24 protein-coding genes and 1 tRNA gene are annotated in these 25,337 nt (G+C 61.0%); 12 read left to right on the forward strand and 13 right to left on the reverse strand.

Annotated elements, in window-relative coordinates:
* Window positions 1-59 precede the first annotated feature (59 nt).
* The 3 genes from OHL14_RS05600 to OHL14_RS05610 form a co-directional block, all read right to left on the reverse strand.
* A complete protein-coding gene (locus tag OHL14_RS05600; RefSeq protein WP_263378341.1) occupies window positions 60-656 on the reverse strand; it encodes a Dps family protein in 597 nt (198 codons plus the stop codon).
* 119 nt (window positions 657-775) lie between these two features.
* Window positions 776-2,002 (reverse strand): HlyD family secretion protein, encoded by a 1,227-nt coding sequence (locus tag OHL14_RS05605; RefSeq protein ID WP_263378342.1) that lies wholly within the window; start codon window positions 2,000-2,002, stop codon window positions 776-778.
* A gap of 2 nt (window positions 2,003-2,004) precedes the next feature.
* Window positions 2,005-3,561 carry a TolC family protein gene (locus OHL14_RS05610; protein WP_263378343.1) on the reverse strand — a complete coding sequence of 519 codons (1,557 nt, stop codon included), beginning with the start codon at window positions 3,559-3,561 and terminating at the stop codon, window positions 2,005-2,007.
* Between the two features lie 231 nt (window positions 3,562-3,792).
* On the opposite strand from OHL14_RS05610, the gene OHL14_RS05615 reads away from it, so the two are divergent.
* Both OHL14_RS05615 and OHL14_RS05620 read left to right on the forward strand, forming a co-directional pair.
* A complete protein-coding gene (locus OHL14_RS05615; RefSeq protein ID WP_263378344.1) occupies window positions 3,793-4,920 on the forward strand; it encodes a Gfo/Idh/MocA family oxidoreductase in 1,128 nt (375 codons plus the stop codon).
* Window positions 4,921-5,025: 105 nt separating this feature from the next.
* Entirely contained in the window at window positions 5,026-5,484 is a 459-nt protein-coding gene (locus tag OHL14_RS05620; protein ID WP_263378345.1) for a cytochrome c maturation protein CcmE, read from the forward strand.
* Here OHL14_RS05620 and OHL14_RS05625 read toward each other — a convergent pair.
* The 4 genes from OHL14_RS05625 to OHL14_RS05640 form a co-directional block, all read right to left on the reverse strand.
* On the reverse strand, window positions 5,481-5,954 hold the full coding sequence (locus OHL14_RS05625; RefSeq protein WP_263378346.1) for a hypothetical protein: 474 nt from the start codon (window positions 5,952-5,954) through the stop codon (window positions 5,481-5,483). The two genes, OHL14_RS05620 and OHL14_RS05625, sit on opposite strands and share 4 nt — an antisense overlap.
* Before the next feature lie 44 nt (window positions 5,955-5,998).
* Window positions 5,999-7,489: a M20/M25/M40 family metallo-hydrolase gene (locus OHL14_RS05630; protein WP_263378347.1), complete on the reverse strand. Its 1,491-nt coding sequence runs from the start codon at window positions 7,487-7,489 to the stop codon at window positions 5,999-6,001.
* Window positions 7,490-7,601: 112 nt separating this feature from the next.
* Window positions 7,602-9,056 (reverse strand): M20/M25/M40 family metallo-hydrolase, encoded by a 1,455-nt coding sequence (locus OHL14_RS05635; protein WP_263378348.1) that lies wholly within the window; start codon window positions 9,054-9,056, stop codon window positions 7,602-7,604.
* A gap of 71 nt (window positions 9,057-9,127) precedes the next feature.
* Window positions 9,128-9,625, reverse strand: a complete 498-nt coding sequence (locus OHL14_RS05640) for a NuoI/complex I 23 kDa subunit family protein (protein WP_263378349.1) — start codon at window positions 9,623-9,625, stop codon at window positions 9,128-9,130.
* Between the two features lie 169 nt (window positions 9,626-9,794).
* Between OHL14_RS05640 and OHL14_RS05645 the strand changes: the two genes are divergently transcribed.
* The 4 genes from OHL14_RS05645 to OHL14_RS05660 all read left to right on the forward strand — a co-directional run bounded on the left by OHL14_RS05645 (window position 9,795) and on the right by OHL14_RS05660 (window position 12,593).
* Window positions 9,795-10,355 carry a molybdopterin-binding protein gene (locus OHL14_RS05645; RefSeq protein WP_263378350.1) on the forward strand — a complete coding sequence of 187 codons (561 nt, stop codon included), beginning with the start codon at window positions 9,795-9,797 and terminating at the stop codon, window positions 10,353-10,355.
* Between the two features lie 470 nt (window positions 10,356-10,825).
* Window positions 10,826-11,008, forward strand: a complete 183-nt coding sequence (locus OHL14_RS05650; RefSeq protein WP_263378351.1) for a hypothetical protein — start codon at window positions 10,826-10,828, stop codon at window positions 11,006-11,008.
* Entirely contained in the window at window positions 10,999-12,324 is a 1,326-nt protein-coding gene (locus OHL14_RS05655) for an Nramp family divalent metal transporter (protein ID WP_263378352.1), read from the forward strand. Before OHL14_RS05650 ends, OHL14_RS05655 begins: the two co-directional genes overlap by 10 nt.
* Before the next feature lie 44 nt (window positions 12,325-12,368).
* Window positions 12,369-12,593, forward strand: coding sequence for a hypothetical protein (locus tag OHL14_RS05660; RefSeq protein ID WP_263378353.1), 225 nt, complete (start codon window positions 12,369-12,371; stop codon window positions 12,591-12,593).
* A gap of 80 nt (window positions 12,594-12,673) precedes the next feature.
* Here the strand turns inward: OHL14_RS05660 and OHL14_RS05665 are convergent, their stop codons facing one another.
* The gene (locus OHL14_RS05665; protein ID WP_263378354.1) at window positions 12,674-14,239 is read right to left on the reverse strand and encodes a hypothetical protein; all 1,566 of its coding nucleotides are present in this window, start codon (window positions 14,237-14,239) and stop codon (window positions 12,674-12,676) included.
* Between the two features lie 182 nt (window positions 14,240-14,421).
* Here OHL14_RS05665 and ygfZ point away from each other — a divergent pair, with 182 nt between their 5' ends.
* The 4 genes from ygfZ to ribF all read left to right on the forward strand — a co-directional run bounded on the left by ygfZ (window position 14,422) and on the right by ribF (window position 17,907).
* A complete protein-coding gene (gene ygfZ, locus OHL14_RS05670) occupies window positions 14,422-15,381 on the forward strand; it encodes a CAF17-like 4Fe-4S cluster assembly/insertion protein YgfZ (protein WP_263378355.1) in 960 nt (319 codons plus the stop codon).
* 14 nt (window positions 15,382-15,395) lie between these two features.
* The gene (locus OHL14_RS05675) at window positions 15,396-16,061 is read left to right on the forward strand and encodes a DUF1844 domain-containing protein (RefSeq protein ID WP_263378356.1); all 666 of its coding nucleotides are present in this window, start codon (window positions 15,396-15,398) and stop codon (window positions 16,059-16,061) included.
* Between the two features lie 86 nt (window positions 16,062-16,147).
* Window positions 16,148-16,942 (forward strand): MBL fold metallo-hydrolase, encoded by a 795-nt coding sequence (locus OHL14_RS05680; RefSeq protein WP_263378357.1) that lies wholly within the window; start codon window positions 16,148-16,150, stop codon window positions 16,940-16,942.
* Window positions 16,939-17,907 carry a riboflavin biosynthesis protein RibF gene (gene ribF, locus OHL14_RS05685; protein WP_263378358.1) on the forward strand — a complete coding sequence of 323 codons (969 nt, stop codon included), beginning with the start codon at window positions 16,939-16,941 and terminating at the stop codon, window positions 17,905-17,907. Before OHL14_RS05680 ends, ribF begins: the two co-directional genes overlap by 4 nt.
* A gap of 9 nt (window positions 17,908-17,916) precedes the next feature.
* Here the strand turns inward: ribF and OHL14_RS05690 are convergent, their stop codons facing one another.
* The 3 genes from OHL14_RS05690 to OHL14_RS05700 all read right to left on the reverse strand — a co-directional run bounded on the left by OHL14_RS05690 (window position 17,917) and on the right by OHL14_RS05700 (window position 22,032).
* A complete protein-coding gene (locus OHL14_RS05690; RefSeq protein WP_263378359.1) occupies window positions 17,917-20,388 on the reverse strand; it encodes a penicillin-binding protein 1A in 2,472 nt (823 codons plus the stop codon).
* Between the two features lie 119 nt (window positions 20,389-20,507).
* Window positions 20,508-21,716: a S41 family peptidase gene (locus OHL14_RS05695; protein ID WP_317890395.1), complete on the reverse strand. Its 1,209-nt coding sequence runs from the start codon at window positions 21,714-21,716 to the stop codon at window positions 20,508-20,510.
* 239 nt (window positions 21,717-21,955) lie between these two features.
* Window positions 21,956-22,032, reverse strand: a tRNA-Met gene (locus OHL14_RS05700).
* Window positions 22,033-22,128: 96 nt separating this feature from the next.
* Here OHL14_RS05700 and OHL14_RS05705 point away from each other — a divergent pair.
* Complete coding sequence (locus OHL14_RS05705) at window positions 22,129-22,377, forward strand: hypothetical protein (protein WP_263378361.1); 249 nt, start codon at window positions 22,129-22,131, stop codon at window positions 22,375-22,377.
* A complete protein-coding gene (kdsB, locus tag OHL14_RS05710; protein ID WP_263378362.1) occupies window positions 22,370-23,161 on the forward strand; it encodes a 3-deoxy-manno-octulosonate cytidylyltransferase in 792 nt (263 codons plus the stop codon). The genes OHL14_RS05705 and kdsB overlap by 8 nt, the downstream gene beginning before the upstream one ends.
* Before the next feature lie 74 nt (window positions 23,162-23,235).
* Here the strand turns inward: kdsB and OHL14_RS05715 are convergent, their stop codons facing one another.
* Together OHL14_RS05715 and OHL14_RS05720 are read right to left on the reverse strand one after the other, a co-directional pair.
* Window positions 23,236-23,901, reverse strand: a complete 666-nt coding sequence (locus OHL14_RS05715; RefSeq protein WP_263378363.1) for an HAD family hydrolase — start codon at window positions 23,899-23,901, stop codon at window positions 23,236-23,238.
* Window positions 23,901-25,337, reverse strand: coding sequence for a phosphoglucomutase/phosphomannomutase family protein (locus OHL14_RS05720; protein WP_263378364.1), 1,437 nt, complete (start codon window positions 25,335-25,337; stop codon window positions 23,901-23,903). The genes OHL14_RS05715 and OHL14_RS05720 overlap by 1 nt, the downstream gene beginning before the upstream one ends.

The raw sequence follows: 25,337 nt of genomic DNA on the forward strand, positions 1-25,337 counted from the left end.
TTCCCGCAAAACAACAGGTCCGACCGAAGCCGGACCTGTGTTTCACAGCAACAAAAAAATCACTCCGCCGTTGTCAGCGGCATCTCCACGAGATGATTGCCGATGAACCAGCTTTGCAGTTCATTCGCGCGTAACACATCGCTTACAGCCAGGTCGTTTGTACCCTGATCGCCCGCCTTGTCCGCCGCGTCAGAAAGATCAAGGCATGCCTGCATCACGATCTTGTGCGCTCCGAGGAGGCGCGCGATCTGCACCGTAACCTCTTCGCGACCGATCGGAGGCGCAGGAATCTTCGTCTGCTTCGCAACGTCACCACCCATGGCGATCGTCACTCCGCCCAGCAACTGAATGCGTTCGGCGATCGTGTCGACGATCTCCACCTGCTCGTCAAAATGCTTATCAAACAGCAGGTGCAACTGATAGAAAGTGGGACCGGCTACCTGCCAGTGGTGCTTCTTGTACATATCGCGCAACGTGATCGAATCGGCAAGCAGCTGGTTCAACTGCTTACACATATCGCCGCGCACCTTAGCACTCAGGGGGTGCGGAAGCTCATGCACGACGTCGCCGTACTTCTGAATCTCACGGGCAAACTGGTTGAGATGCTCCGTGACAAAGTCCTTGCCCTTCAATTGTTTACTGTTCTTTGGTGCCATACTTCACCTCTTGTGGGGTGAGATGCAGAAAACACCAGGCGCGTTACGCGGCCTTTTCCACGGCAAGAAGAAAGGGCGGAGCCTGTTAGCCTCCGCCCTCAATTTGTATCTTTAGTGCTTTAGTTCTTGACCGTCACTGTCGGCTCGACGCTCATACCGATGCGAAGGGCCTCGTCCTTGTTCTCGTCCTTCAGGTTCTTGAAGTCGATGCGAACAGGGATACGCTGTACAACCTTCACGTAGTTGCCGGTCGCATTCTCCGGCGGGAACAGGCTCAGAGACGAACCAGTGGCGCCACCCACACGGGTTACGGTGCCGGTGAACTTGCGTCCGCCCAGAGCGTCGACCTTGATGTCGACCTCCTGGCCGGGCTTCATTTCGGCCAGCTGCGTCTCCTTGAAGTTTGCGGTAACCCACAGGTCCTGCAGGGGAACGATGGTGACTAGCGACTGACCGACACTCAGGTTCTCGCCCACCACAACGCTCTTCTTGCTGACGATGCCGTCCTGCGGAGCCACGATCTTCGTGTAGCCGAGATTGAGCTTGGCCTGATCGACGCGCGCCTGGGCCTGCTTCACTTCAGCTTCGGCAGCGGCGGCCGTAGCCTGCTGCACCTTCACCTGCTCAGGGCCGTTCTTGCGGCTCTGCTGCTCCTGCGACTTCGACTGTGCAAGGCGAGACTGCGCAATACCAACGGCCTGCTGAGAGGCGGCGGCGCTGCGCTGAGCCTCTTCATAGGCGGCCTCGTCGGCGGTCGCGGTCGCGACAGCAGCGTCGTACTGCTGCTTCGAAATCACATCCTTGGCAACGAGCGGCGTGTAGCGGTCGACGTCCAGCTTCGACTTCAGCGCAGCGGCCTTCATCTGCGCAATGCGTGAGTTCGCAGCCAACGCCTGCGCCTGGGCCTGCTGCACCGAAGCCTCCGTACCCAGCACATCCGAACCCGAGGTCGAAATCTGCGTCCGCACGTTTACGCCCGTAATCGGCACGTTCACGCTGGCTTGTTCGAACTGGGCCTGCGCGGTAGCGAGATTTGCCTGGGCCTGCTCAAGTGCAACCTGGTAGTCGGTGGGGTCCATTTCGGCAATCGTGTCACCCTTGTGGACAAGCTGCTGCTCTTCCACATCCACCTTGATCACCTGCCCGGAGACGCGCGAGCTCACCTGATACAGATTGCCATCTACCTGCGCATCGTCGGTATCTTCGGTGAACGTCGAACGCCAGTAAAAGAACACAGCGATCAACGCCAGCACCACGACAATGCCGATGATCAACGGCTTGCGGTTCTTCTTCGGTGCCTGCTCCGCGGTTTCATTCTGCGGCACTTGCTCATTCGTATCGGCCACGCTTACTTCCCTCCCAGATAATCTTTGTAGTTCGTCGACGCCACACCCAGCGCACGTGCGAGCGAAAGCTTCGCCACGTTGTGCTGATACAGCGCTGCAATAAATTGATCTTCAGCCTGACGATCAGTCGCCAGTGCCTGCGAGACAGGCAGCGAATCCGCCACGCCTACCTTGAATCGCTCCTGCGCCTCACTCAACGCCTCACGCGCCAGATCGACGTTGCTCCTGGCAGCATCGACCAGCTTTGCCGCGGTCTGGATATCCAGAATCGCGTCGCGCACATCAGCGTTCACCTGCTGCACCTGATCGGCCTGCTTCGCGCGGGCCTGTTCCAGCTGCGCCTGCGCAACCTCGTTATCTCCGCGCGTCTTCAGAAGCTGCAGAATCGGCGCATCGATCTCGCCCTCGGCCGTGTAGGTCCCGTGCGAGTGATTCACCGTGGCACCCAGGTCCCCAAAATTACCAGTGACCTTGGCCGTCGGCAGCTGTTCTGCAAACGCCTGCTTCTTGCTTGCCTCGGCGGCCTTGGTCGTTTCCACTGACGCAGCCAGATCCTTGCGCTGCTTCAGAGCCATCGCGAAAGCAGCCTCAGCATCGGGCGTGTCGAGCGCTTGATACGGAGTCGAGTCCGACACCTCAAACTTCTGCTCCAGCGGCAGGCCAATCGTGCGGGCCAGCGCCAGCTTGTCCTTCTCCAACGAATTCTTCGCCGAGATCAGCGTCTGCTCTTCGCTCTGGTAATCCACCTGCGCGCGCAGCACATCGATCCGGGGACTGGTCCCGACTTCGTGATTTGCGTTTGCCTGATCGAGCGACAGCTTCGAGCTCGCCAATTCAGCCTCTACCGCCTTGATCCGCGCTGCATCCGCCACGCAAAGCAGGTAGGCATTGCCCACCGTCAGCACCACCAGGTCGCGTGCATCCTGCGCGGTCAACTTGGCTGATTCGAAGTTGTGCTTCGCAGCCATGTATTTGTCGAACTGCTCGAGGTTGAACAGGTTTTGCGTTAGGTATGCGCGGAAGTCGAATACCTGGAACGGTCCGATGACCGGGCTGATTCCGGGGAACGACAGACCGTAAGCCGCAAGGTCCACCTGCTGCACGGTGTACGACGCCGAGCCGGTAACCTTTGGCAGAAGCTCCTGCAGCTGTACCAGCCGCTGTCCACCCTGACCACGAGCGTTCGTATTCTGCAGCACCAGGCCAAGGTTGGTGCGTAGACCGCGCTGCATCGCCTCATCGAGGCTCAAAGGCAGAACTTCATTCGTCGCCTTGCCCTCCACGATGCTGCCCTTGAAGCTCTGGTCGACGCCCGAAGGCGTCGCCGTGCTCGCAGGGTTCACAGCAGGTCCGGGCTGTGCCAGCTTCTGCTGTGCGCTTACCTCTACGGGCAACTCGTCCGTACCCGTGCTCGGCGCCGACGACGGACCCAGTTGAGCCCATAGGCCAGCCGGTAGCGCCGCAACTATGGCCAGCGTCGCGAGCATCGAAATTGTGGCCATCGAGCCTGCCCGACGCGGCAACGCCCGGGCGAGAGCGTCTCTTTTGTTTGGTTCCATGTAATCCATGCTAATTGGTGACAAAACCCCTCGTTAGGAACAAAGCGCAATCTTATCTGTGTAATAAAGATGCAGACCTCCCCCCGATGTATGCAAAACTTGCTGCGGAAATTCCTCAATTCATCGGATATCCACCATTTCCGTATCCGAATCAGCCTCCTCCGGCCCCTTCCCGCCTCTCGACAGGTACCCCTTGCATTCCCCGGATCAAATCGTCGTAGGATGGTCTGCATGAGCCGCCCCCCCATCCGCACCGCCGTGCTTGGCTATGGCCTCGCCGGTCGCGTCTTTCACTGCCCCTTCGTCGCGGCCGTCCCCGGCCTTGAACTCTCCGCCATCGCCCTGCGCTCCCCGGAATCCGCCGCCAAAACGGCTGAGGCCGTTCGCTCGCTCTACCCCACCACCCGCATCCTCAGCTCCATCGACGAGGCCATTCAGTCCCCCGAAATAGATCTCATCGTCGTCGGCACCCCCAACGACTCGCACGTCCAGTACGCCGAAGCCGCCCTCAAGGCCGGAAAGCACGTCGTCGTCGACAAGCCGCTCGCCCCCACTTCAGGGGAGGCCAACCACCTGATCGATCTCGCCGCCCGCCTCGGCCTCGTTCTCGCACCCTTCCACAACCGGCGCTTCGATGGCGACTTCCAGACCGTCCGTAAGCTAATCCACGCCGAAACTCTCGGCCGCGTCGTCACCGTCAGCTCCCACATGGACCGCTTCCGTCCCATCCAGCGCCCCAACACCTGGAAGGAAGCAGGCGGCCCCGCCAGCGGCCTCCTGTTTGACCTCGGTCCCCATCTGCTCGACCAGGCGCTCGCGCTCTTCGGTACACCCACCCACGTCACCGCCAGCATCCGCAGCGATCGCGATCAGACCGAAATCGACGACGTCTTCGATATTGCCCTCGATTTCACCGTTGCAGGCCGCGCCCTCCGCTACGAATGTCACGCCACGATGCTCGCCGCTGAGCCCTCCCCGCGTTTCCTCGTCCACGGCACGAAGGGCAGCTACACCAAGTTCGGCATCGATCCCCAGGAACCTGCGCTGATCGCCGGTAGCCGTCTGCCTCTGCTTACGGAGTCGGACGTTGAGGGGGAAACCTCATGGATCAAGGAACCTGAATCTCAATGGGGCGTCCTCACCACAGCCACACAGGTGAACGAACCGGTGAAGCTGGAACGCAGCGACTACCCCACAGTCCCCGGTGACTACCGCCACTTTTACGTCAGCGTCCGCAACGCCATCCGTGGCGACTCAGCGCTCGCCATCCCGGCGTCGGCAGGCTACCGCTCCATCCGCCTCATCGAGTTGGCGATCCAGGCAAGCAGCGAACGGCGCACGTTACCGGTTGAGTTCTAGCGTTCAGCCTCAACTCCGGGTCTCTGGCGAGAAACCAGAGACCCGGCGACGCCTCTCCGCTGATCGCACATCCTCACCACGGAGAGGCGTAAACTATCTTTAGACATGAACGCCACACAGAAAAAGTCGCCGCTTAAGTTCATCCTCGCCGGAGCCCTCGTCATCGGCACCGTCAGCTGGCTTGCCATCTCAGGCGCCGCCGACACCAAGAGCTACTACGTCACCATCGCCGAGTTGAACGCCATGGGCGGCAAGGCGTATTCGAAGAACCTGCGCGTCGCTGGCAATGTAAAGCCGGGCAGCATCAATCGCTCCGGCCCGAACGCCGACTTCGTGCTTGTGGAACAGGGACGTACCTTGCGCGTTGACTACACGGGCTCAGAGCCACCGCCCGACACCTTCAAGGACGACGCCCAGGCGCTCGCCATCGGCACCTTCGGTCGCGACGGCACCTTCCATGCCACCCAGCTTCAGGCCAAGTGCGCCAGCAAGTACGCTCCTGCCAAGCCCGGCCAGACGCCTACCGGCAACACCGCTCCGATGACCAATAAGGCATCTCTCTAACCCGCGAGTCCCAGCGAGCCTTCCGGTACAGTCTTCGTCTCTACGTCGTAATCGTAGAGGTGGTACTGAAAGTAGATGACGCCCAGGAAAAACGTAGCAACCCCGCCCAACGGAATCGAGATAGGTGACGATTCGAGTTCGCTGCGCAGGATGAACAGCGATCCCAGTGCTGTCACCAGAATCCCCAGCCGGAAGATCAGGAGTGCCGCCGCCATCACAGGGCTGTTCGCGGGCACACCCACCAGCGTTTCAATCACAGCAAAGAGAAATAGAGCAGGCAACATGCAGATGTTGATGAGCGACCACCAGAACGCTCTGCTCATCCCATTTACGCGCCGCGACCAATTTGAAAGAACCAGTAGCCAGACCATCTGGAAAAGCCCCAGAGTCATAATCTGGAGGGCAAGAATAAATCCCCAATGCACACGGGGAGGCTTCGGCATCGGTCTCTGCAAACGCTCAGGAATCATGGTGCGGCAATTCTAACCAGAAACAGCCCGAACGCAAATAAAAATCATTCCCCGCCGAGTTGCTTCACCATCTCGCGCATGAACGTCACACCGGTATAGAAGGCGGTCACCCGCAGGCGCTCATCACGCCCGTGCGCGCGCGCGTCGCTGGTATCAATGCCCATCCCTGAAAACCCATACGTGGGTATGCCCGCGGCCGAGGTATACACCGAGTCCGTAGACCCAGACTCCATCTCCGGCACAATCCGCACGCCCGGCCACATCGCCTGCGTTACCGCTCGCAAGGGCTTCATCACCTCGGGAATCAGCGCGGCAGCCGTCATCGACGGCTTGTCCGGAGCTGTGTCCGTCAACGAGCCATCCTCTGCGCGATACTGCACCTTCACCCGAATATCCTGCACCATCGCTACGATCTGCTTCCGCACCTCTTCCACCGAATGCCCTGGCAGAATCCTGCAGTTCACATTCGCCGTCGCCTTGCCCGGCAGCGCATTCTCCGCCTCGCCCGCCTGCATCATCGTCGCCACACACGTCGTACGCATGATGGCGTTGTAGCCCGAGTCGAGGGTCAGCTGGTTCGCATCATCCATGTCCATCTTCGGCTTCAACACCCGCGAGATTAGCTGTCGCTTCTCATTGCTCTCACGTCGCGCCTCCGCTTCGAGGTATGCGCGCGTAATCGGGTTCAACTCGATCGGAAACGGGCTGCGCTCGATCCGTCCCAGAGCATCGGACACCAGGTACAGCGCATTCTCAGGAACCGGCCGCGAACTATGCCCTCCGGCACTCGTCGCCGACAGCACAAAGTCTGCGTAGACCTTCTCGGTCGCCGCAAGGTCGAACTCCACCGGCCTGCCATCGACCAGCACCAGCCCACCCGCATCGGGATTCACCGCAAAGGCAGCGTCTATCAGATCGCGACGGTTCTTTACGAGCCACTCCACGCCATTATCGCCACCACCTTCTTCGTCGGCGGTGAGTGCCAGAATCACATCGCGCTTCGGCACCCACCCGGCGCGCTTCAGCAACAGAAAGCTTGTGACCATCGCCGCATCGGAGTTCTTCATGTCCTGCGTGCCGCGTCCGTAGAAGTAACCGTCAGCTTCCTTTAGCTGGAACGGCTCCACGGTCCACTCTTCGCGGGGTGCCTCCACTACATCAAGGTGCCCGAGCAGCAGCACGGGCTTTTCTGTGGAACTGGCTGCGCGATAGCGAACGACAAGGTTCTTTCGATCGGCAGCATCCCCCACCAGCGACACATCTTTCTCGGCAAACCCTGCGTCGAGAAAGCGTCTCCGCATCAACTCTGCAGCTTTTGTCGTGCTTCCCTCTCGGTGAGTCGTGTTCGTCTCGATCAGCTGCTGCAAAACTTCGCGTGCCAGTATCTGGTCCGAGGCTTCCATCGGCTGCACCTGCGGACCGACCTGCGCGTGCATCTGGGCCGGATGTTGCAGCAGGTCCTGTCCGTGCGCCATCGTGCCCCAGCCTGCCGCCGCGATCCCCGTCGCTGCAAGCGCTCCTGAAGCTGCCCACATCCATCGCTTGCTGCACGTTACTGGCGGTTTAGGAATCAGCGGTGTTTACCTCTCGGGTCTTTACGGTAGGAGACCCTACATGCAGTTCGGAGTTGCTTTACTAGCTTTTCAGCTAGGGCTTGGTCAGTTCCATTAAGAACAGGTAATAAAATTCAGAGCCGCGATAGAACGATTCCACCTTCAGCCGCTCGTCGCGTCCATGCATCCGTTCGTCACCTTCATCGATAGCGACCCCGTTCACGCCATAGCTCGGCAGACCCGCCTGCATCGTGTAGATCGAATCGCTCGCTCCCACCTCCATCGTGGGCTGCACCGGCATCCCCGGCCACATCTTTCCCGCAACGGCACGCAGCGGCACAAACACCGCAGGCAGCGGCGGAGGTGGCGCGAGGCTCTCGCGATTCGGAGCCGTCTCGCTCACCGTGCCATCATCGGCCACATACTCCACCTTCAACTTCGGATCGTTAAACAGCTTCATCAACTCCTGCCGCACCTGCTCCTGCGAGTGCCCAGGCAGAATCCGGCAGTTCACATTCGCCGTCGCCATCGCGGGCAGCGCATTCGGAGCGTGCCCGCCACTCAGCATCGTCGCCACACACGTCGTCCGCAGCAGAGCATTATCCGTCGGCTTCGTCACAAACTCCGCAACCGCCTTTTCGTCCATCGGCTGCGCCAGCACGCCGTGAATCAGCTTTGCCCGCGCCGGCTCGGCAATCTTCGCATCCTCTTCCAGCTGCGCTCGCGTCACAGGATTCAGCTCGATCGGAAACGGATGGCTCTCCAGCGCATCGAGCGCATGCATCAGCTCATAGATTGCATTGTCCGGACGAGGCAGGCTGCTGTGCCCGCCGGCATTCGTCGCCGTCAGCTTGAAGTCGGCGTACGTCTTCTCCGTCGCCTCCACGCCCATCGACGTCACCTTGCCGTTGCGCATGCCCACCCCACCAGCATCCGGGTTCAGCACAAACTCCGCCTTCATCAGCTCCGGCCGATGCTCCAGAAGCCAGCTCACGCCATTTGATTTGCCACCCTCTTCATCGGCCGTCAGCGCCAACACGATGTCGCGCTTCGGCACCCAGCCCTCGCGCTTCATGCGGATGAACGCCTCCACCACAATCGCATCCGAATCCTTCATGTCCTGTGTGCCACGCCCGTAGAAGTAGCCGTCTTTCTCCACGAACTGGTACGGATCGGTCGTCCAGTCCTCACGTCGAGCCTCCACCACATCGATGTGTCCGATGATCAGGATCGGCTTCAGCTTGCTCCCCGCCGCCCCGCGATACCGCACCACCAGATTCTGCTTCAACGGTGTCGGCCCGGCCAGCACCAGATCCTCCGGCGCGAAACCAGCCTTCAGCAGCTCCTTCCGAGCCGCCTCCGCCACCGCCGTCACACTGCCATTCGAGTCCTGCGAGTTGATCTCGATGAACTCCTTGAACAGCTGCCGCGCCAGCACCTTGTCCTGCTCCGGCAACTGCGGCCCCTGCGCCTGAGGCATCTGCGCCATCGCAGCGCCCTGCGCTGCCAGCAACGTACCCAGCATCCCACTCAGAACTGCTAACCGCATCCGAACCTCGCCTCTTTACAGCAGCGGCGAGCCCTGGGGCTCGCCGCATTATTCTCAACTCTTCAACTCTTCTACGAAACCGCTTCTGCGTGGACCTTGTTCGCGTCCGGCAGGCCTGTCTTGATCGATACCAGCAGGTCTTCCTTGCGCATCACCATGCTCGTGGCATTGAGGCTCGCCAGCTCAAAACCATGTCCATGCGTGATCGCATCTGTCGGGCATGCCTCGACGCAATAGCCGCAGAAGATGCAGCGGTTGTAGTCGATGTTGTAGACCTTCGCATACCGCTCAGCCGACGAGATCCTCACCGTCTCGGTGTTCTCTGCCGCTTCTATATAAATGCAGTTGCTGGGGCATGCCGCTGCGCACAGAAAGCACGCTACGCACTTCTCCAGGCCGTTCTCATCGCGCTGCAGCTCATGCTTGCCACGAAACCGCTGCTCCAGCCGCGCTCCGCGGAGAGGCCCTTTTCCATCCGGATAGTTCTCGACCTCGGTAGGCTGAAAGCCCTCCCGCAGCGTGATCCCCATCCCCTTCGCGATAGCCGTGACATTTTTGATGATCGACATATGATCACCAGTATACGACGCCCTCTGAGAAATCTTCACAGCCGACCGAAGCCCAAAGTAACCCATGGTGTGCCCTCTCGACCGGAATGGCACGGTTTGATCGTGACGTGAAGTGGAGAGGCCTGCGTTTCACTTCCCGGTTACTCCTTTCCGGATGTACCCTTACCCCATGAAACTTACCCTCCTCACCGTCGCCCTGCTTCTCTCCCCGCTGGCACTCCGCGCGCAGACGGACGCCATGCCGCCCGAGAACAAAGCCCCCATGCAGGACTCGATGCCGATGAAGGCCCCCGTTCCCCCGTCCCACCAGGTCATCATCAACTTCCAGGGACACACCACCACCCTCACCGTGGAAGACCTGCTGAAGATGCCGCAGGTCACTGTCCACGTCCATAACGAGCACCGCAACGCCGACGAATCCTACTCCGGCCCTCTGCTCTCCGACGTGCTCGCCAAGGCTGGCCTGGCCCCCAGCAAGGAAAATCAGCCCCTTATTCTGCACAGCGCCGTGGTCGCCACCGGCACCGACAAGTACTACGTCCTCTACTCCGTCGCCGAGGTCGAACCCGGCTTCAGCAAGGGCCAGGTCATCGTCGCACTCATGAAGGGCAACGACCTCCCCGACACCGAAGGCGGCGCCATTCAGATCGTCAACACCACCGATGCCAAACCCGCCCGCTGGCTGCATGGCCTCACGCAGCTAAACGTCGTTTCGATGAACCAGAACTAGAGGCGAGTGGTTAGTGGTAAGAGTTTGCTGGACCAGTGCATCGTCGTCAGTACGCTCAAGATTTGGCGCACACCGATGACTTTCTCCTTGCCACATATCACTCATCACTTACTACCTCTCTTGCTATACCCTACCGGGGTATGCTAAAAACAAAGAGTCGAGGATTTCCATCCTCGCAGAAAGCGAAACCCATGAGCCACCAGCCTGAATTAGAGCCTCCGAGTACCCTTCTGGCTCTCCTGTGCTGCGTCGAGCGCTCTGGATACCGTCTCTGACGATCTCCTCACCGCTCCTCACAGTACATACCTGTGATTGCGAGCGCGTGAGACTGGCTGCCCTGCAGCCTTCTTCCTCACACCCTCCCCAAACTGATCGCTAAGCGAAGCCAAGCAGCCGTGCGCTTTACCGCGCCTGCCTGTTGGGCTCGCTCGCGTCCTCTTGCGCCTGTCTTGCGCAAGGAAGGAGGCCCCATGTTCATCTCCGTCTTCGAGAACCGTTTCAGCAGCAGCAACACAGCGCAGCTCGTCCGCGTCTGGCGCAAAACCGGCAACCCGCGTGCCCCCCTGACGGCCATATGGCTCACGCCCGCACAGGCCACCAGCCTAACGGCGACCGACACTGCCACGGAGGGAGGTCTACGTCTATGCGCCTGATCCAGATTGAACTCGAACTCGCTCCCGATACCGAAGTTGTCGCCACCACGTCAGGAACGACCGTGCGTCGCCCGTGGCTGCGCAGCCTGCTCTCCTTCCTCGTCGTCGTCGGCCCCGGCCTCATTGTCATGGAGGCCGACAACGACGCGGGAGCCGTCTCCACCTACATGCAGGCTGGCGGCCAGTACGGCCTGCACCTGCTCTGGCTGCTTGTACTGCTGCTGCCTATCTGCTACTTCATTCAGGAGATGGTCGCGCGCCTCGGCATCGCCACCGGCAAAGGCCATGCCGCCATGATCTATGAGCGCTTCGGTCCCTGGTGGGGACGCTTCTCGCTCTTCGACCTGCTCGCCGTCAACTTCCTCACGCTCATTACAGAGTTTGCGGCGATCTCACTCGCTCTCAGCGCGTTCGGCATCCGCCCTGGCGTCTCAGTGTCCATGGCGGCGGTGGCGCTCACGCTGCTCGTCGTTACCGGGAGTTACCGCCGCTGGGAACGCATCGTCATCGCGCTCTGCCTGCTCGATACCCTGTGGTTCGTCCTCGCCTTTGTCGCGCACCCCGCGTGGTCCAAGGTCGCGCTCAATGCCGTCGTTCCAACCCGCGTCGACGGCGGTATCACCGGAAGCCTTGTCTTCCTTGTCATCGCCATCGTCGGCACCACCATCGCGCCGTGGCAGCTCTTCTTTCAGCAGAGTTGCGTGGCCGAAAAGCGCCTTCGCTTCGCCGACCTCAAGTGGGCGCGACTCGATACCCTCCTCGGAGCCATCTTCACCGTCCTCGTCGCAGGAGCCATGATGCTTGTCGGCGATCTCGGGTATCGGCATCACATCGCCTTCTCCGACCCCGCGCAGCTAGCCCAGGCGCTGGCGCCCGTCGTCGGGCCGTTCGTGCGCAATAGCCTTCTGCTGCTGATGGTCAACGCCGCTGTACTTGGAGCCACGGCGATCTCGCTCGCCAGCGCCTGGGCCTACGGCGAGGTCCGCGGCTGGGAACACTCCCTCCACAAAAAGCCATGGGAAGCTCCTGGCTTCTATGCCACCTACGTACTCTGCGTCGGAGCAGCCGCTGGCATCGTGCTCATCCCGCACGTTCCACTGCAACTCATCATCCTCAGCGTGCAGGCCTTCGCGGGGCTCATCCTGCCCTCGGCCATCATCTTCCTGCAGCTACTGCTCAACGACCACGAACTCCTTGGCGACCGCTGGATCAACCGCCCTTGGAACAACGTCATCAACTGGACGATCATCGGCGTGCTCTTCGCACTCTCGTTCACGCTGGCCGCGCAGGTCGTCCTGCCCAACCTCTTTAACTAGAGCATCACTCCGGCATAGAGCCGGACATATAGAAAGGAGCCATCATGGCCGCCATCCACATCACTCCGCCACTCGAGAGCTATCGCATCATCCACCCGCTCGACGACGTCGCCGAGACCAAATGCTCCACCACCGGACTCGGTCCCATCAAGATGACGCCTGCGGTGCGGCTCTCGCTGACCGCTCTGCGCGGCTACCTGGTGCTCATCACCCTCATGCTCGTCTACCACGTCATAGACCTGGCCGGCTGGCTCCCCCACACCCGCTAAGTACAACCAGCTCCATCGGGTGCCCCGTTCATGACAGCTTCATCGTCATGAACGGGGCTGCTCTCTTCGCACCATCAGCCCTACCGCAGAACCACCCGCATCATCCCGAACTGCCCCATAAAGTGCGAGAGCCCTTCCACCGGCCCAGCTTTCCTAATCCCTGATCCCTGTTCCCTAACCCCTGCGGTCAAGACCGGCCCATGCCCCAGCGGCACGTTGACCTCGTCCACCGCATCGCGCAGCTTGCGCGCCAGCGGAAGCTCGAAGCCTTCGCTCACCCAAACGCTCTTGCCCTTCAGCGTCAGCAGTACGTCGCCCTCTTTGGTCGAGTACACGCGCTCGCTGTCGTCCTTCTCATCTGCCTTGCGGCGCTTAAGGCCGTCATACTGGCGCGGAAGCTCCTGCTCGAACACATCGAAGAAGCTGTGTGCCGAGTCGTCATTCTTCCACTGCGAGCTGTACAGCAGCGCAATCGAAGCCGTCGTGCTCTTCTCCGCTGCGGTCGCGCTCTTCCGCTGCGCCGCATAGTACACGCCACCATCCCACGCCGGAGCCAGCGCCTCAGCCAACGGACGCCCACCAAACAGCTCCGCCGTCATCCGCACATCGAGCTCACCCATCACGCCGACGTCGTACGGATCGTAGCCAGCATCCTTCAGCATCGGATGCACGTCCGGCAGCCGCATAAGCGCCACCGGCAAATGATGGCGAAACGCCTCCGGCGTCATAATCTCGTAGCTCGAACTCGGCGGATTCTGCAGTACGCCCGCAAACGCCTTCTCCATGCTGTCCTTCGTCAGGATCACCTGCTCGAACGTCAGCCCGTTCGTATACGGAAACAGCAGCGACTGCTGCAGCACCAGCGGCGCCCGCGACAGCACCGGCGAATCCGACGAATCGCCAGCACCCTGCGCCAGCTGGTCCGCCATCTGCGGAAAGTCCTTCAACGTCTTGCCCGGATGCCCGTTCGTCTCCAGAGCATAGTCGGCAAAGCTCACCATCGCCTGCCCTTCAAGCACCGCTTCACGCGCCGTGTCCGTCTCATCCACCGCAATGTGTTTCGTGTCCTCGGCAGAGTTCTTCGCCGTGCCTTCAATCTCGTTGTCGTCCCACTTCGTCAGCCCGACCTTCTGGTCCTGCAGCGCGTGCGTCAGCTCATGCGCCATCACCGGAGCCTGCTCATCGATCGGCACCCAGTTCAGCAGGTTCATCATCTTGGTCTTATTGTCGTAGAAGCCCGCGATCTGCTCCGTCAGCAGGCTCAGCAGAAACGGCTTCAGCTGAAAGCTCTGGTCCAGCAGCCCGAACTTCTTCAGCACCAGCTCGCTGCGCTCCATGCGCTTGGCGCCCTTGTCCTCATCGAACTTCTTGCGCAGATCCTTCGCCACGCTGTCGCGCGAGACAAACCGCACCTTCACCGGCGCCAGGATCGGCAGCTGCGTGTCCTTGCTCACAAAGTGCAGGATCTTATCCTCGCTCGCGAGCAGCTGCTTCTCCTGCTCGGGCGTCAGCAGCTTGTCGCCACTGTCTTGCGTAATCGAGGTCTGCCCACTCTCCAGCACCGGCGGCGTAGTGTCCGCCGATTGAGCCCGCACCCCAACAGCCCCCACCATCAGACATCCCACCACAACCGCACGAACGCTCACGCACCCTCCAGACATAACCATCAGACTCAGTGTACCCATCCGCCGTTACACTCTCTACGCAAATCAGCCCCCTGTGGATGGAGTCACCACTCGGCTACGCCCGCAATCTCAACCCGCTACAATCGACAGAGGGCTCAGAAGCATCGAACCCTCCGAGGCCGCATCACTGCCTCCACCCACCTATGACCGACCTCACCACCCAGATCGACGCCATCCTCCACGGAGCCGCCTTCGCCCCAATAACGGACCGCGCCTTCCTGCGCATCACCGGCCCCGACGCCACCCGCTGGCTCAACGGCATGGTCACCAACAACATCAAGGACCTCAAGCCCGGCGAAGGCAACTACAACTTCCTCCTCAACGCCCAGGGCCGCATTCAGGGCGACTGCACCATTTATCGTGAACCCGGCGACGGCGATCCCACCTACCTGCTAGAAACCTCAACCTATCAGCTCGAAACAATCCACCAACTTCTCGACAAGTTCATCATTATGGACGACGTGGAGCTGAACCCAGCAATGACCGACAAGTTAGGATTACTGGTGCTCGGAACGGGTGCGCTCGGGACGCTTGATGTAGGACTAATTTGGCCGACGCCCCCGATCAGTATTTCGTATGGCTCTGTTGCTGATCCAGCCGTATCAGGCAAAGAAGTGATCCTAAGCGTTGCCCCAAATCTTTACGAGGTATGGGGAGACGCATCGCTCATCGCGTGGATGAGCAGTTTGGGAGAACGCCAAGTCTCCCCCGAAGCCCTCGAAGCCTACCGCATCCTCTCTGGCACTCCCAAGTACGGCGTCGACATTCGGAACACCGACACCAACAAAGATCTCCCGCAGGAGACCGCCCAGACCCACGCGCTCAACTTCAACAAGGGCTGCTACCTCGGGCAGGAAATCGTCGAGCGCATCCACTCCCGCGGCAATGTCCACCGCATATTCACCCCGTTCACCCTCTCCGGCGAGCTGCCCACCCTGCCTACGCCGCTCGAAGCCAACGGAAAGTCCGTAGGCGAGCTTACCTCAGCCGTCCAAATCGGCGACACTATCTACGCACTCGGTTACGCCCGCCGCGAAGCCCTAGACACAAAAGCCACCCTGACCTACGTCGGTGGCACCGCGACACCCCGAAATCTGAACTGAGAACTGAGAACCCTATGGCCGAAATCAAAGAATTCGTAGTCAACGACCGCCGCAAGTTCACCGCCGAAGGCGAAGCCCGTCCCGACGCTCCACCCTCCGAGCCCAAGCCCGCACGCCCCGAGGCCAGCCTCGAACCCACCTCCGACGAAAAGTACGGCTCGTCCGCTCACCTCGTCGACAACAAATCGACGCCCATAAGCCAGCCCGACGCCACTTCGGATGCCGATGAGCCGCCACCTCCGCCGCCGCTCACCGAGGAGCAAATCACCGAGGTCAAGCGTGCCTTCGACGCCACCATCGACCGCATCGACACCGCTATCCGCGCCACCAACCCCGGCATGGACCGCCTGCCCGAGATGACCTTCGACCGCGTCATCCAGTCACTCTACATGCAGGCCATCATCCAGCTCGGCGGCGCAGCCGAACCCGGGCAGAAGCCGCAGGTCGACGTCCTCGGCGCTCGCCAGACCATCGAGATGCTGACCGTCCTCGCCGACAAGTCCCAGGGAAACCTCACCGAAGGCGAGTCCTCCCTGATGGAGAACGCGCTCTTCGAGCTCCGCATGGGCTTCCTCGAGATCACCCAGGCACTCGCCCGCCAGGCGCAGGCCAAGCAGGGTGGCCCCGGAGCCCCCGGCATGCCTCCCATCCCCGGCGCCGGCCCTAGCATCGTCCGCTAAATCAAACAAGCCGCAGAGCCCCCGCATCCATCGCGACCTCTGCGGCTTCTGTCTTTCCTAAACCCTATTCCCTACTCCCTATTCCCTTGCTCTCCACCCTCACCTTCCTCGGCACCGGCACCAGCATGGGCGTCCCCACGCTCGGTTGCACCTGTGCGGTCTGCGCGGACGCCTACCGGTCCGGCTCGCCCAATCGCCGCACCCGCCCGTCGATCCTGCTCAGCTACAACGGTCATAACGTCCTCATCGACACCGGCCAGGACTTCCACTCCCAAGCCGTCCGCGAGCACATCATGTCCGTCGACGCCGTGCTCTACACCCACGGCCACGCCGACCACATCCTCGGCATGGACGACCTCCGCCCCCTCAGCTTCAGGAATCCCGCAGGCCTGCCCCTCTACGCCGACGACGCCACCGCCACCGTCATCGAGCGCGTCTTCGAGTACACCTTCCGCAAGGTCGATCGCTACGCCACCGCCGCCCGCGTCACCATGAACCGCCTCTCTACTGCCCCCGGCACCTCGGTCTCACTCTTCGGTGCCAACTTCCTCCGCGTCCCCGTCACGCACGGTCGCACGACCATCGCAGGTTACCGCTTCGGCTCCGTCGCCTACCTCACCGACACCAGCGACATCCCCGACTCCAGCCTGCCGCTGCTCGAAGGCCTCGACATCCTCATCCTCGACGCCCTCCGCAAAGAGCCTCACCCAAGCCATCTGCACCTCGAAAAATCTGTAGAGCTGGTGAAAAAGATCGCCCCCAAACGCGCCTACTTCACCCACATATCCCACGACCTCGACCACAACCTCACCAACGCCGAGCTCCCCGCCAACATGCGCCTCGCCCACGACGGCCTTAAACTGGACTTCGACATCGCATGAAGATCGCAACCTCACTCGCGGAACTCTCCAGCCTCTCCCAGCCCACAGTCGTCACCATCGGCAACTTCGACGGCGTGCATTGCGGCCACCGCATGGTTATCACCGCCCTGCGCGAGCGTGCCAAAGAGTTGAACGCACTCTCCGTTGCCGTCACCTTCGATCCCCACCCCGCGCACATCCTGCGCCCCGCATCCCGCCCGCTCCTCATCACTCCCCTCGCGCAAAAGCTTGACCTGCTCGCCGCCACAGGCCTCGATCTCACCCTCGTCTTGCCGTTCACCGATGAGCTTCGCCACTGGTCAGCGCACCACTTCGCCGCAACGGTCCTGCGCGATACCCTCCATGCCGCCGAGGTCCACGAAGGCGAGACCTTCCGCTTCGGCTTCGACGCCCAGGCCGACATCAACAGTCTCACCAACCTCGGTGGCGAGCTGGGCTTCGCCGTCCGCGCCTGGCAGCCTCGCCTCCTGCGCGGAGGCCCCGTCTCCTCCTCGCGCATCCGCGCCGTCATCGCGGCCGGTCGTATGACTGAGGCCCGCGGCCTCCTCGGTCGCCCCTTCAGCGTCCACAGCACCCCGCACTCCGGCCGAGGCTACGGCACCAAATACGCCGTCCCCACCATCAACCTCGCGCCCTACACTGAGCTCCTGCCCGCACACGGCGTCTACATCACGACCTTGCGCGTGGGCACCGGCCCAAACTCACGCCTCTTCCACGGCGTCACCAACATCGGCAACCGCCCCACCTTTGGCGCCGACTCCTTCGCCGTCGAAACTCATCTGCTCGACTTCGAACCCATCGACCTCACCGCAGAGACCCCCCTGGAGATGACCTTCCTGCACCACCTTCGCGCCGAGCAGAAGTTCGACTCTCCCGAACTCCTCCGCGCCCAAATCATGAAGGACGTAGGCAAGGCCAAACGCTACTTCGCTCTAGGCAAAGCTCTCCAATGCGTCACGCTCTAGTTCGAGCCTTTACCTCTGAACAGACTTAGTCTTCGCGCTCCCGCGCGCCGGGTAGTTCGTTACCGAATCCAGCCTCACAGCCGAATCCTCATGCGGCGCATCATACGGCAGCGATAGAGGCTCTTTCTGAATCGAAGGCGGCGTCACAGGCTGCGCAGGCGTGCGCTTCTCATCGTCCGTATCTGGAGGCACCGGAGGATTGTCTTCCACAGCCGCCGGTGTTGGCTCAGCAGCAGGAGCCGCCACCGGCACCGACAGCTCCTTCTTCGGAGCATCCGGCCGCTCAAACTCCTCATTCGGGTGGTCCGCAATCGCCACCTTCATAAAGTCTATCCACATCGGCAGCGCGGCTTTGGCTCCGGTCTCTTTGTCTCCCAGCGACTGCCGGTTATCGAAGCCGATCCACGTTCCGCACGTCACCGAAGGCGAAAACCCGAGGAACCAAGCGTCGGTGTAATTGTTCGTCGTGCCTGTCTTGCCACCAAACGGATGTTTCAATACCGCCGACGCCGCAGCCGTTCCATGCTGCGTCACCGCCTCCAGCAGCATCATCATCTCGCGCGCAATAAACACCGAGATCACCTCACGCACCTCGGGTGTTGTCTGGTGCATCGGCATCCCGTCGGCCTGTTCCACACGGCGAATGTAGTGCGGCGCAATGCGTATGCCATCGTTCGGAAACACGCTGTAAGCACCCACCTGCTCCGCCAGTGTGATGTCCGCCGAGCCGATCGCTACCGGCAGAAAGCTCGGGATATTGCTCGTCACACCAAACCGGTGCGCCACCTCGATCACCTTCGCGATGCCCACTTTGTCCGCTAGTCGCAGCGCCGGAATATTGCGCGACTCCGCAAACGCATCGATCAGCGTCATCGACCCCTTGTAATCCGCCTCATAGTTATGCGGCGAATACGGTCCACCCGGCGTAAAGAACGTCGTCGGCGCATCCATCACATGGTCATACGGCTTCATTCCCGCTTCCATCGCCGCCGTGTAGTCGTACGGCTTGAACGAGGAACCCACCTGTCGTTGCGCCTGCGTCGCGCGGTTGAACTGGCTCAGCGCGAAGTCCCGACCGCCCACCATCGCGACCACCTCGCCATTCGAGTTATCCAGCGCCATCATCGAAGCCTGCGCCCCCGAGTCCTGCTCCAGCACCACCTTCAGCGGAGCCCCCGAGATCACCTTCACATAGACCACATCCCCGACCGAAGCCAGCTCCGTCGCCTTCGGATGCTGCGTCCAGGCCCAGTCCGCTGGCGTCAACACCGTCGTCTGCGGACCCATGCGCAGCGTCAGCTTGCCCGGCGCCACATCCATCACCAGCGCGTGCAGATAGCCGCCTGGCCCAGTTTGCTGGTTCCAGTCCGGGTGGACGTAGCCTTCCAGCGTCTGCCCTTCAGCCAGAACGTTCTCCGCAGGCTTCTTCCACCCATGCCGACGCTCGTAGGCCGCGGTGCCGTCCAGCACTGCCTTCTCCGCCGCATGTTGCAGCGTGAGGTCGAGCGTGGTGTACACCTTCAGCCCTGCGCCATGCACCGCTTCTGTGCCATACTCGCGCTCCAGCTGCCGACGCACCTCTTCAACGAAGTACGGTGCCTCCACATTCGCCGGTGCCTCCAGGTTCAATCCCAGTGGAGAAGCCTTCGCCTCCGCCCACTGGTCGGGAGTGATCTTGTGGTCACCCAGCATCTCGCTCAGAACCAGGTTCCGACGCCGCAGTGCCCGATCAGGAAAGCGCACCGGCGAGTAATACTCTGGCCCCTTTGGCAGTCCCGCCAGCAGCGCCGCCTCCGGCAGCGTCAGGTCCTTCGCATGTTTGCTGAAGTAGTACTCGCTGCCTGCCTCAAACCCATACGACCCGCGCCCCAGGTAGATCTGGTTCGCATACAGCGTAAAGATCTGCTCCTTGGTAAAGTGCCGCTCGATCTCCAGCGTCAGCGCAATCTCCTGCAGCTTGCGTCCGTACGTCTTCTCGGCAGACAGAAACAGGTTTCTAGCCAGCTGCATCGTCAGCGTCGACGCACCCTGCACCTTGCCATGCGTATGAATGTCCTCGTACGCGGCAGCGGCCATACGCACTACGTTCACACCACCGTTTGACTCGAAGTTCTTGTCCTCAATCGAAAGGATCGCCTCGCGCAACACCTGCGGAATGCCGTCGTACCCGACGACCACGCGCCGCTCCAGCGCGAACGATCCGAACGCCTTGCCGTGGATGTCGTAGAGCTCGGTCGTCGTGCTCGGACGATACCGTTCCAGCTCTTCCATCTGCGGCATGTTGATCGTAAAGACGAGAGCCAGCCCGATTGTCACGCCCAGCATGGCCGAAGCCGACAGCAGCAGCACCAGTGCAGCACGCTTCACCATCGGTCGGGCGCGCCGGTCCTCCCCTGGAAACAGGAACTGGCGCATGGCGGCCGCCATCGCCCGCCGCGAAGCCCGCGCGTCACGGCCACCCGTTCCCCTGTTTGGACTCATACTCGCCACAGTAGTCCAACCTTACTACGCAACACTGTGAAATCGCGCCTAGTGGTGCCGCCCCACAAAATCAAAGGCGGAGAGGAAATCCTCTCCGCCTCAACCTGCCCTTACGGAAACTACGCGTTCTTCGCCTTCAGCATGTCGATCGCCTTCGTCAGCTGATCGTCCGGTACCGCCGACTTCTTCGGCGAGTTCTTCGTGGCTCCCGGTGTCTCGTCATCCGGAGTGCTCAGATCGTCCATCGCCGAAGCCACAAGCGTACCCGGCGTCACCGCATCGTCCTCATAGTGCTTGCCAGCCGGCGATCCGTACTTTGCGATCGACAGGATCACCGCGCTGCCATCAGCCAGATCAAAGGTCTTTTGCATCGAGCCTTCGCCGAAGGTCTTCTCACCAACCAGCTCGCCGCGCTTGTTGTCCTGGATCGCTCCAGCCACCAGCTCAGCCGGTCCAGAGGTTCCACGATTCACAAGAACGACCACCGGTGCCGTCCCATCCAGCACCTTCGAAGCATCTGCAGCAAATGTCTGCTTGGGGAACTTCTGCCCTTCCAGTGTCGCAATCGTTCCCGTCGGCACAAAGAAGTTTGCCAGTCGCACGGCCTCGGTCATATCGCCTGCAGCCACATCGCGCAGATCGAGCAGCACCTTCTTGTTGCCGGTCTTCTGGGCTGTCTTGATCTTCTCTTCCACCGCATCGACATGCTGCTTGTCCAGCACCACGGGCTTCAGGTACAGGATCGAAGAACCTTCATAAAACGTCTCGCTCACCGCCGGCTCATCGACGATGACGCGGTTCAGCTTGATCTTTTCCGGCTCAGCCTTGCGCGGGCGGATTACTGCGATCTGCAGCTCACTTCCTGGAGCACCTTGTAGCAGGAGCTGGATCATCGCCAGCGAGATATCGCGCGTGTCTTTCGTGCCGATCGCCTCAATAATGTCGCCATCGCTAAGGTTGGCCTTGTCCGCCGGGCTGCCGGGTACGACCGAGATGATCGTGGCATATCCGAATCGCTTGGAGACGTTGATGCCTACCTGCGCCTTGCCACCCTTATCGTCCTTGTAAGCCTTGTAATCCGCAGGCGTCAGATAGCTCGAGTCTGCATCAAGCGATTCCAACAAACCGCGCAACGCGCCATTCGTTACGTCCGGGATATTGGGCACCGAAACGTAATCCGATTGAATGTGCTGCAGAACTTCGCCGTAGACATTGATCTGGCGGTAGGCGCCTTCCTGCTGGTCGCTGCCGGCTGCGCGCACACCATATACATTCACGCCCAGAAACACGCCAACGATCAATGCAACCGAAACTGCTAAAAGGGACACCTTGAGGCTCTTTGGCATACGTTGTGCTTCACTCCACGGAACGTTCGAGATTAGTTGCGGCCATGAGCCGATTGCAGGTTAGACGCACCCAGCCGTCGGCCCGTTAGGCGCTTCGGCGGATTGTTACAAGAATGATACTCTCATTCCAAACGCACTTGCGCGCACGCACTTTGAGCTTGCCATTCCGCAGCGCAGCGAAGGAATCTGCATTTGGAATTCGTACAAACAGTAGAGAGAATTGGTGGCGGTGGACAGAATCGAACTGTCGACCTACGGGTTATGAGTCCGTCGCTCTAACCATCTGAGCTACACCGCCGTGGGTGGGAAGCAAACGACATCCAGCGGCCGGATGTTGCGACCGCGACATCAGCCGCTCTAACCATCATAAGTTTCATCCCACCGAAGGTCAACCGTGGTCATCGACGATCTCATCTCGCAAACGCAAATCCACGCTCTGGCAGCGGCATTTCTGCCCGATTGCAGCACCGACGGCGACAGCGTCCTCTGCAAGCTTCCCAGCATTCTGCATCTGCTTTATGTCCTTGGAGCCGTTCTCGCTGTCATCCTCGTCATCGTCATCGCGTTCGCCATCCGTGCCTGGCAGGCAGGTCGCGACAACGAGGACATCCCGCCGGCCAAGTCAGAGCGTCGCCATGATTGATCCTCACCACCAGAGCACTGCCAACCCTGCGCTCGGCAGAGTCCTCGGCGTCATCCCCGCTCGTCTCGCCTCCACACGCCTTCCGCGCAAGGTCTTACGCCCACTCAACGGAGAGCCGCTGCTTGGCTGGGTCTACAAAGCTGCCCTCGCCTGCCCCGCGCTCGACGAACTCATCATCGCCACCGATTCCGACGAAGTGCAACAGCTTTGCCTCGAACGCAGCTGGCCGTCCATCCTCACCTCTCCCGAACTCCCCAGCGGCACCGACCGTCTCTACGAGGTCTCACGCTCCGTCCGCGCTGATATCTACGTCAACATCCAGGGAGACGAGCCGCTGCTGCATCCCGGACACATCACGGCGATCCTTGAACCCTTCTCCAAGCCCCACGTAGACGTCAGCACCCTCAAGGTTCGCTGTACCCCGGCAAACATCTCCAATCCGAACGCGGTCAAAGTTGTCACCGCCGTCGACGGTCGAGCGCTCTATTTCTCACGCGCCACCATCCCTTACGACCGCGACGCCAGCTTCTCCACCAAGCCAGGCGCAGCGAATTATTGGAAGCATCTGGGCCTCTACGCCTATCGCCATACCGCGCTGCAACGCTTCGCGGCCTTCCCGCCCAGCGAACTCGAACAGACCGAACGACTGGAACAGCTCCGCCTGCTCGAAAACGGCCTGAGCCTCTACGTCGCCGAAACGCCCTACGACACCATCGGCGTCGACACAGAAGAAGATCTACTCCGTGTCGAACAGATTCTCAAAGAAGAAACGCGCTACAAGTAAGCGCGCTGCGTTCTCTTTAAATTGTCATCCTGAGCGTAGCGAAGGACCTGCTTCCCGCTGGATTCACCCTCACCCTAAATCGCGTCGATCGAAACCTTCAGCCCATCCTCGACCGCAACCGCAGTCACAGCCGCAAGCGAAGGCACAATCCAGCCCGCGCCCAGCGCGCGAAGCTCTTCTTCGGGCGTGGTCCCCAGCACGCCCACAACACGAGCTCCAGCCGCTACTCCAGCCTTCACACCACTCGGAGCATCCTCGAACACCAGACAGTCTTTTGGCGAAATCCCCAGCCGCGCAGCGCCCATCAGGTATGGCAACGGATCAGGCTTCCCGCGCTCCACCTTGTCGGCACTGATCAGGCGTTCTGGCTTCGGAAGCCCCGCAGCCCGCAGCCTCGCCTCCAGCAGCACATGCGTCGCCGAAGTCACGATCGCCCACCGCTCCAGCGGCAGCGACTCCAGCAGCGCCTTCGCGCCGGGCAGCGTCACAATGTCATGGACATCGTTGATCTCCATCTCTTCGATCAACCGAAGTCCCTCGACCGGGTCCACCTGCGGCGCAAGCGAGCGCATCACATCGACAGCTCGGACGCCATGCGGAATCTCGTAATCATCCGGGACATCCACACCATAGTGCTTCGCCCACAGACGCCAGCAGCGGTTCACGCTGGCAATCGAGCTCACCAACACCCCGTCCATGTCGAACAACATTCCCGAAGCGATCATAGTCGTGACAGCCACTACTTCGCACCCGCCATCACAAAGGCCTGCGCGGCCTTCAACACCATCTCTACGCTCTCCTGCGAACAGCTCTCGCAGTACACGCGCAACAGAGGTTCGGTACCGCTCGCACGCAGCAACAGCCACGTCTCCGCCGCATTCGGCTTGCCCGCACACGCAGGGTTTTCAAGATAGAACTTGATCCCGTCAAGCGTCTCGATGCGCAGCACCTTCAGCCCGGCAATATCGCTTACACCCGCCCGCGCCCGCTCAATCGCCGAGTTTTTCAACTCGTCATTGATATGCATATCCACGCGACCATACTGGTGCTCGCCATACTCCGCCTGCAACGCCGCGACCAGCTCGCCGAGCGTCTTCTTCTCGTCGGCCATCACATTCGCCAGCAGCAGACTGTTAAGCAGACCATCGCGCTCCGGCAGATGCTTGCTGATACCCACACCACCCGATTCCTCGCCGCCGATCAGGATCTCATGCTCCAGCATCAGGTCGCAGACGTACTTGAAGCCGATGCCATGCTCATGCAGCTTGCGGCCGTACTTCGCCGCAATGCGGTCCAGCATCTTTGTCGTGTTGAACGCGCGCGTCACATCGCCGGGCCAGTCCTTGCGCGTCAGCAGCCACTGCAGCAGCACCGCAAAGATCTTGTGCGCGTCCACCACATTGCCATGCTCATCGACCGAGCCGATGCGGTCAGCATCGCCATCGGTAATCAAACCAGCAGCGCACTTCTCCTTCACCACCGCCTCGCGCGTTGCCGCGATGTGCGGCATGATCGGCTCAGGATTGATCCCCGGAAACGCCGGGTTCAGCTCGCTGCGAAACTCGACATATGGAATCCCCGCACGCTCGAAGATACCAGCCACATAGCCTTTGCCCGCGCCATACATCGTATCGATCAGAAAGCGGTAGCCCGAGGCCTTGATCGCCTTCAGATCAACAAACGCCTCGAGAGCTGCAATATACGGCGCCGAGAAATCGACCTCTTCAATCTCCGCAGGCGTAGCCGCTTTCGGCAGTTCCTTGCCGAGATACGTTTCTATCGACGCGATGATCGAAGGCTTGCCCGACCCACCATAGCTCGCCTTGTACTTCACGCCATTCCACTCGGCAGGGTTATGACTCGATGTGATCATCACGCCGCCCGCAGCCTTGCGCCCGCGCACCGCGAAGCTTAACTCTGGAGTCGGAGTAATCTTGCTCGCCAGCGCAACCGGAATCCCCGCCTCCGCCATTACTTCTGCCACCACGCGCGCAAACGACTTCGAGCCGAATCGCGTGTCGTACCCGATGCACACGCCCGCTTTCGCGTCCTCATGCGCCAGCACATAATGCGCAATCGCCCGCGCTGCTACCCGCACATTCGCATACGTAAAGTCGTCAGCGATAATACCGCGCCAACCGTCCGTTCCAAACTTTACCGCCGTCACTTCGTTCAT

It is taken from the genome of Granulicella paludicola (genome assembly GCF_025685545.1).
GTDB lineage: Bacteria > Acidobacteriota > Terriglobia > Terriglobales > Acidobacteriaceae > Granulicella > Granulicella paludicola.

Excerpts from the sequence above, each read along its gene's own strand:
- OHL14_RS05690 (WP_263378359.1), bottom strand. The coding sequence starts at position 20,388 with ATGAGTCCAAACAGGGGAACGGGTGGCCGTGACGCGCGGGCTTCGCGG.
- OHL14_RS05610 (WP_263378343.1), bottom strand. The coding sequence starts at position 3,561 with ATGGAACCAAACAAAAGAGACGCTCTCGCCCGGGCGTTGCCGCGTCGG.
- kdsB (WP_263378362.1), top strand. The coding sequence starts at position 22,370 with ATGATTGATCCTCACCACCAGAGCACTGCCAACCCTGCGCTCGGCAGA.
- OHL14_RS05660 (WP_263378353.1), top strand. The coding sequence starts at position 12,369 with ATGGCCGCCATCCACATCACTCCGCCACTCGAGAGCTATCGCATCATC.
- OHL14_RS05600 (WP_263378341.1), bottom strand. The coding sequence starts at position 656 with ATGGCACCAAAGAACAGTAAACAATTGAAGGGCAAGGACTTTGTCACG.
- OHL14_RS05630 (WP_263378347.1), bottom strand. The coding sequence starts at position 7,489 with ATGTGGGCAGCTTCAGGAGCGCTTGCAGCGACGGGGATCGCGGCGGCA.
- OHL14_RS05625 (WP_263378346.1), bottom strand. The coding sequence starts at position 5,954 with ATGATTCCTGAGCGTTTGCAGAGACCGATGCCGAAGCCTCCCCGTGTG.
- OHL14_RS05615 (WP_263378344.1), top strand. The coding sequence starts at position 3,793 with ATGAGCCGCCCCCCCATCCGCACCGCCGTGCTTGGCTATGGCCTCGCC.
- OHL14_RS05655 (WP_263378352.1), top strand. The coding sequence starts at position 10,999 with ATGCGCCTGATCCAGATTGAACTCGAACTCGCTCCCGATACCGAAGTT.
- OHL14_RS05645 (WP_263378350.1), top strand. The coding sequence starts at position 9,795 with ATGAAACTTACCCTCCTCACCGTCGCCCTGCTTCTCTCCCCGCTGGCA.
- OHL14_RS05720 (WP_263378364.1), bottom strand. The coding sequence starts at position 25,337 with ATGAACGAAGTGACGGCGGTAAAGTTTGGAACGGACGGTTGGCGCGGT.
- ribF (WP_263378358.1), top strand. The coding sequence starts at position 16,939 with ATGAAGATCGCAACCTCACTCGCGGAACTCTCCAGCCTCTCCCAGCCC.
- OHL14_RS05635 (WP_263378348.1), bottom strand. The coding sequence starts at position 9,056 with ATGCGGTTAGCAGTTCTGAGTGGGATGCTGGGTACGTTGCTGGCAGCG.
- OHL14_RS05640 (WP_263378349.1), bottom strand. The coding sequence starts at position 9,625 with ATGTCGATCATCAAAAATGTCACGGCTATCGCGAAGGGGATGGGGATC.
- OHL14_RS05620 (WP_263378345.1), top strand. The coding sequence starts at position 5,026 with ATGAACGCCACACAGAAAAAGTCGCCGCTTAAGTTCATCCTCGCCGGA.
- OHL14_RS05650 (WP_263378351.1), top strand. The coding sequence starts at position 10,826 with ATGTTCATCTCCGTCTTCGAGAACCGTTTCAGCAGCAGCAACACAGCG.
- ygfZ (WP_263378355.1), top strand. The coding sequence starts at position 14,422 with ATGACCGACCTCACCACCCAGATCGACGCCATCCTCCACGGAGCCGCC.
- OHL14_RS05675 (WP_263378356.1), top strand. The coding sequence starts at position 15,396 with ATGGCCGAAATCAAAGAATTCGTAGTCAACGACCGCCGCAAGTTCACC.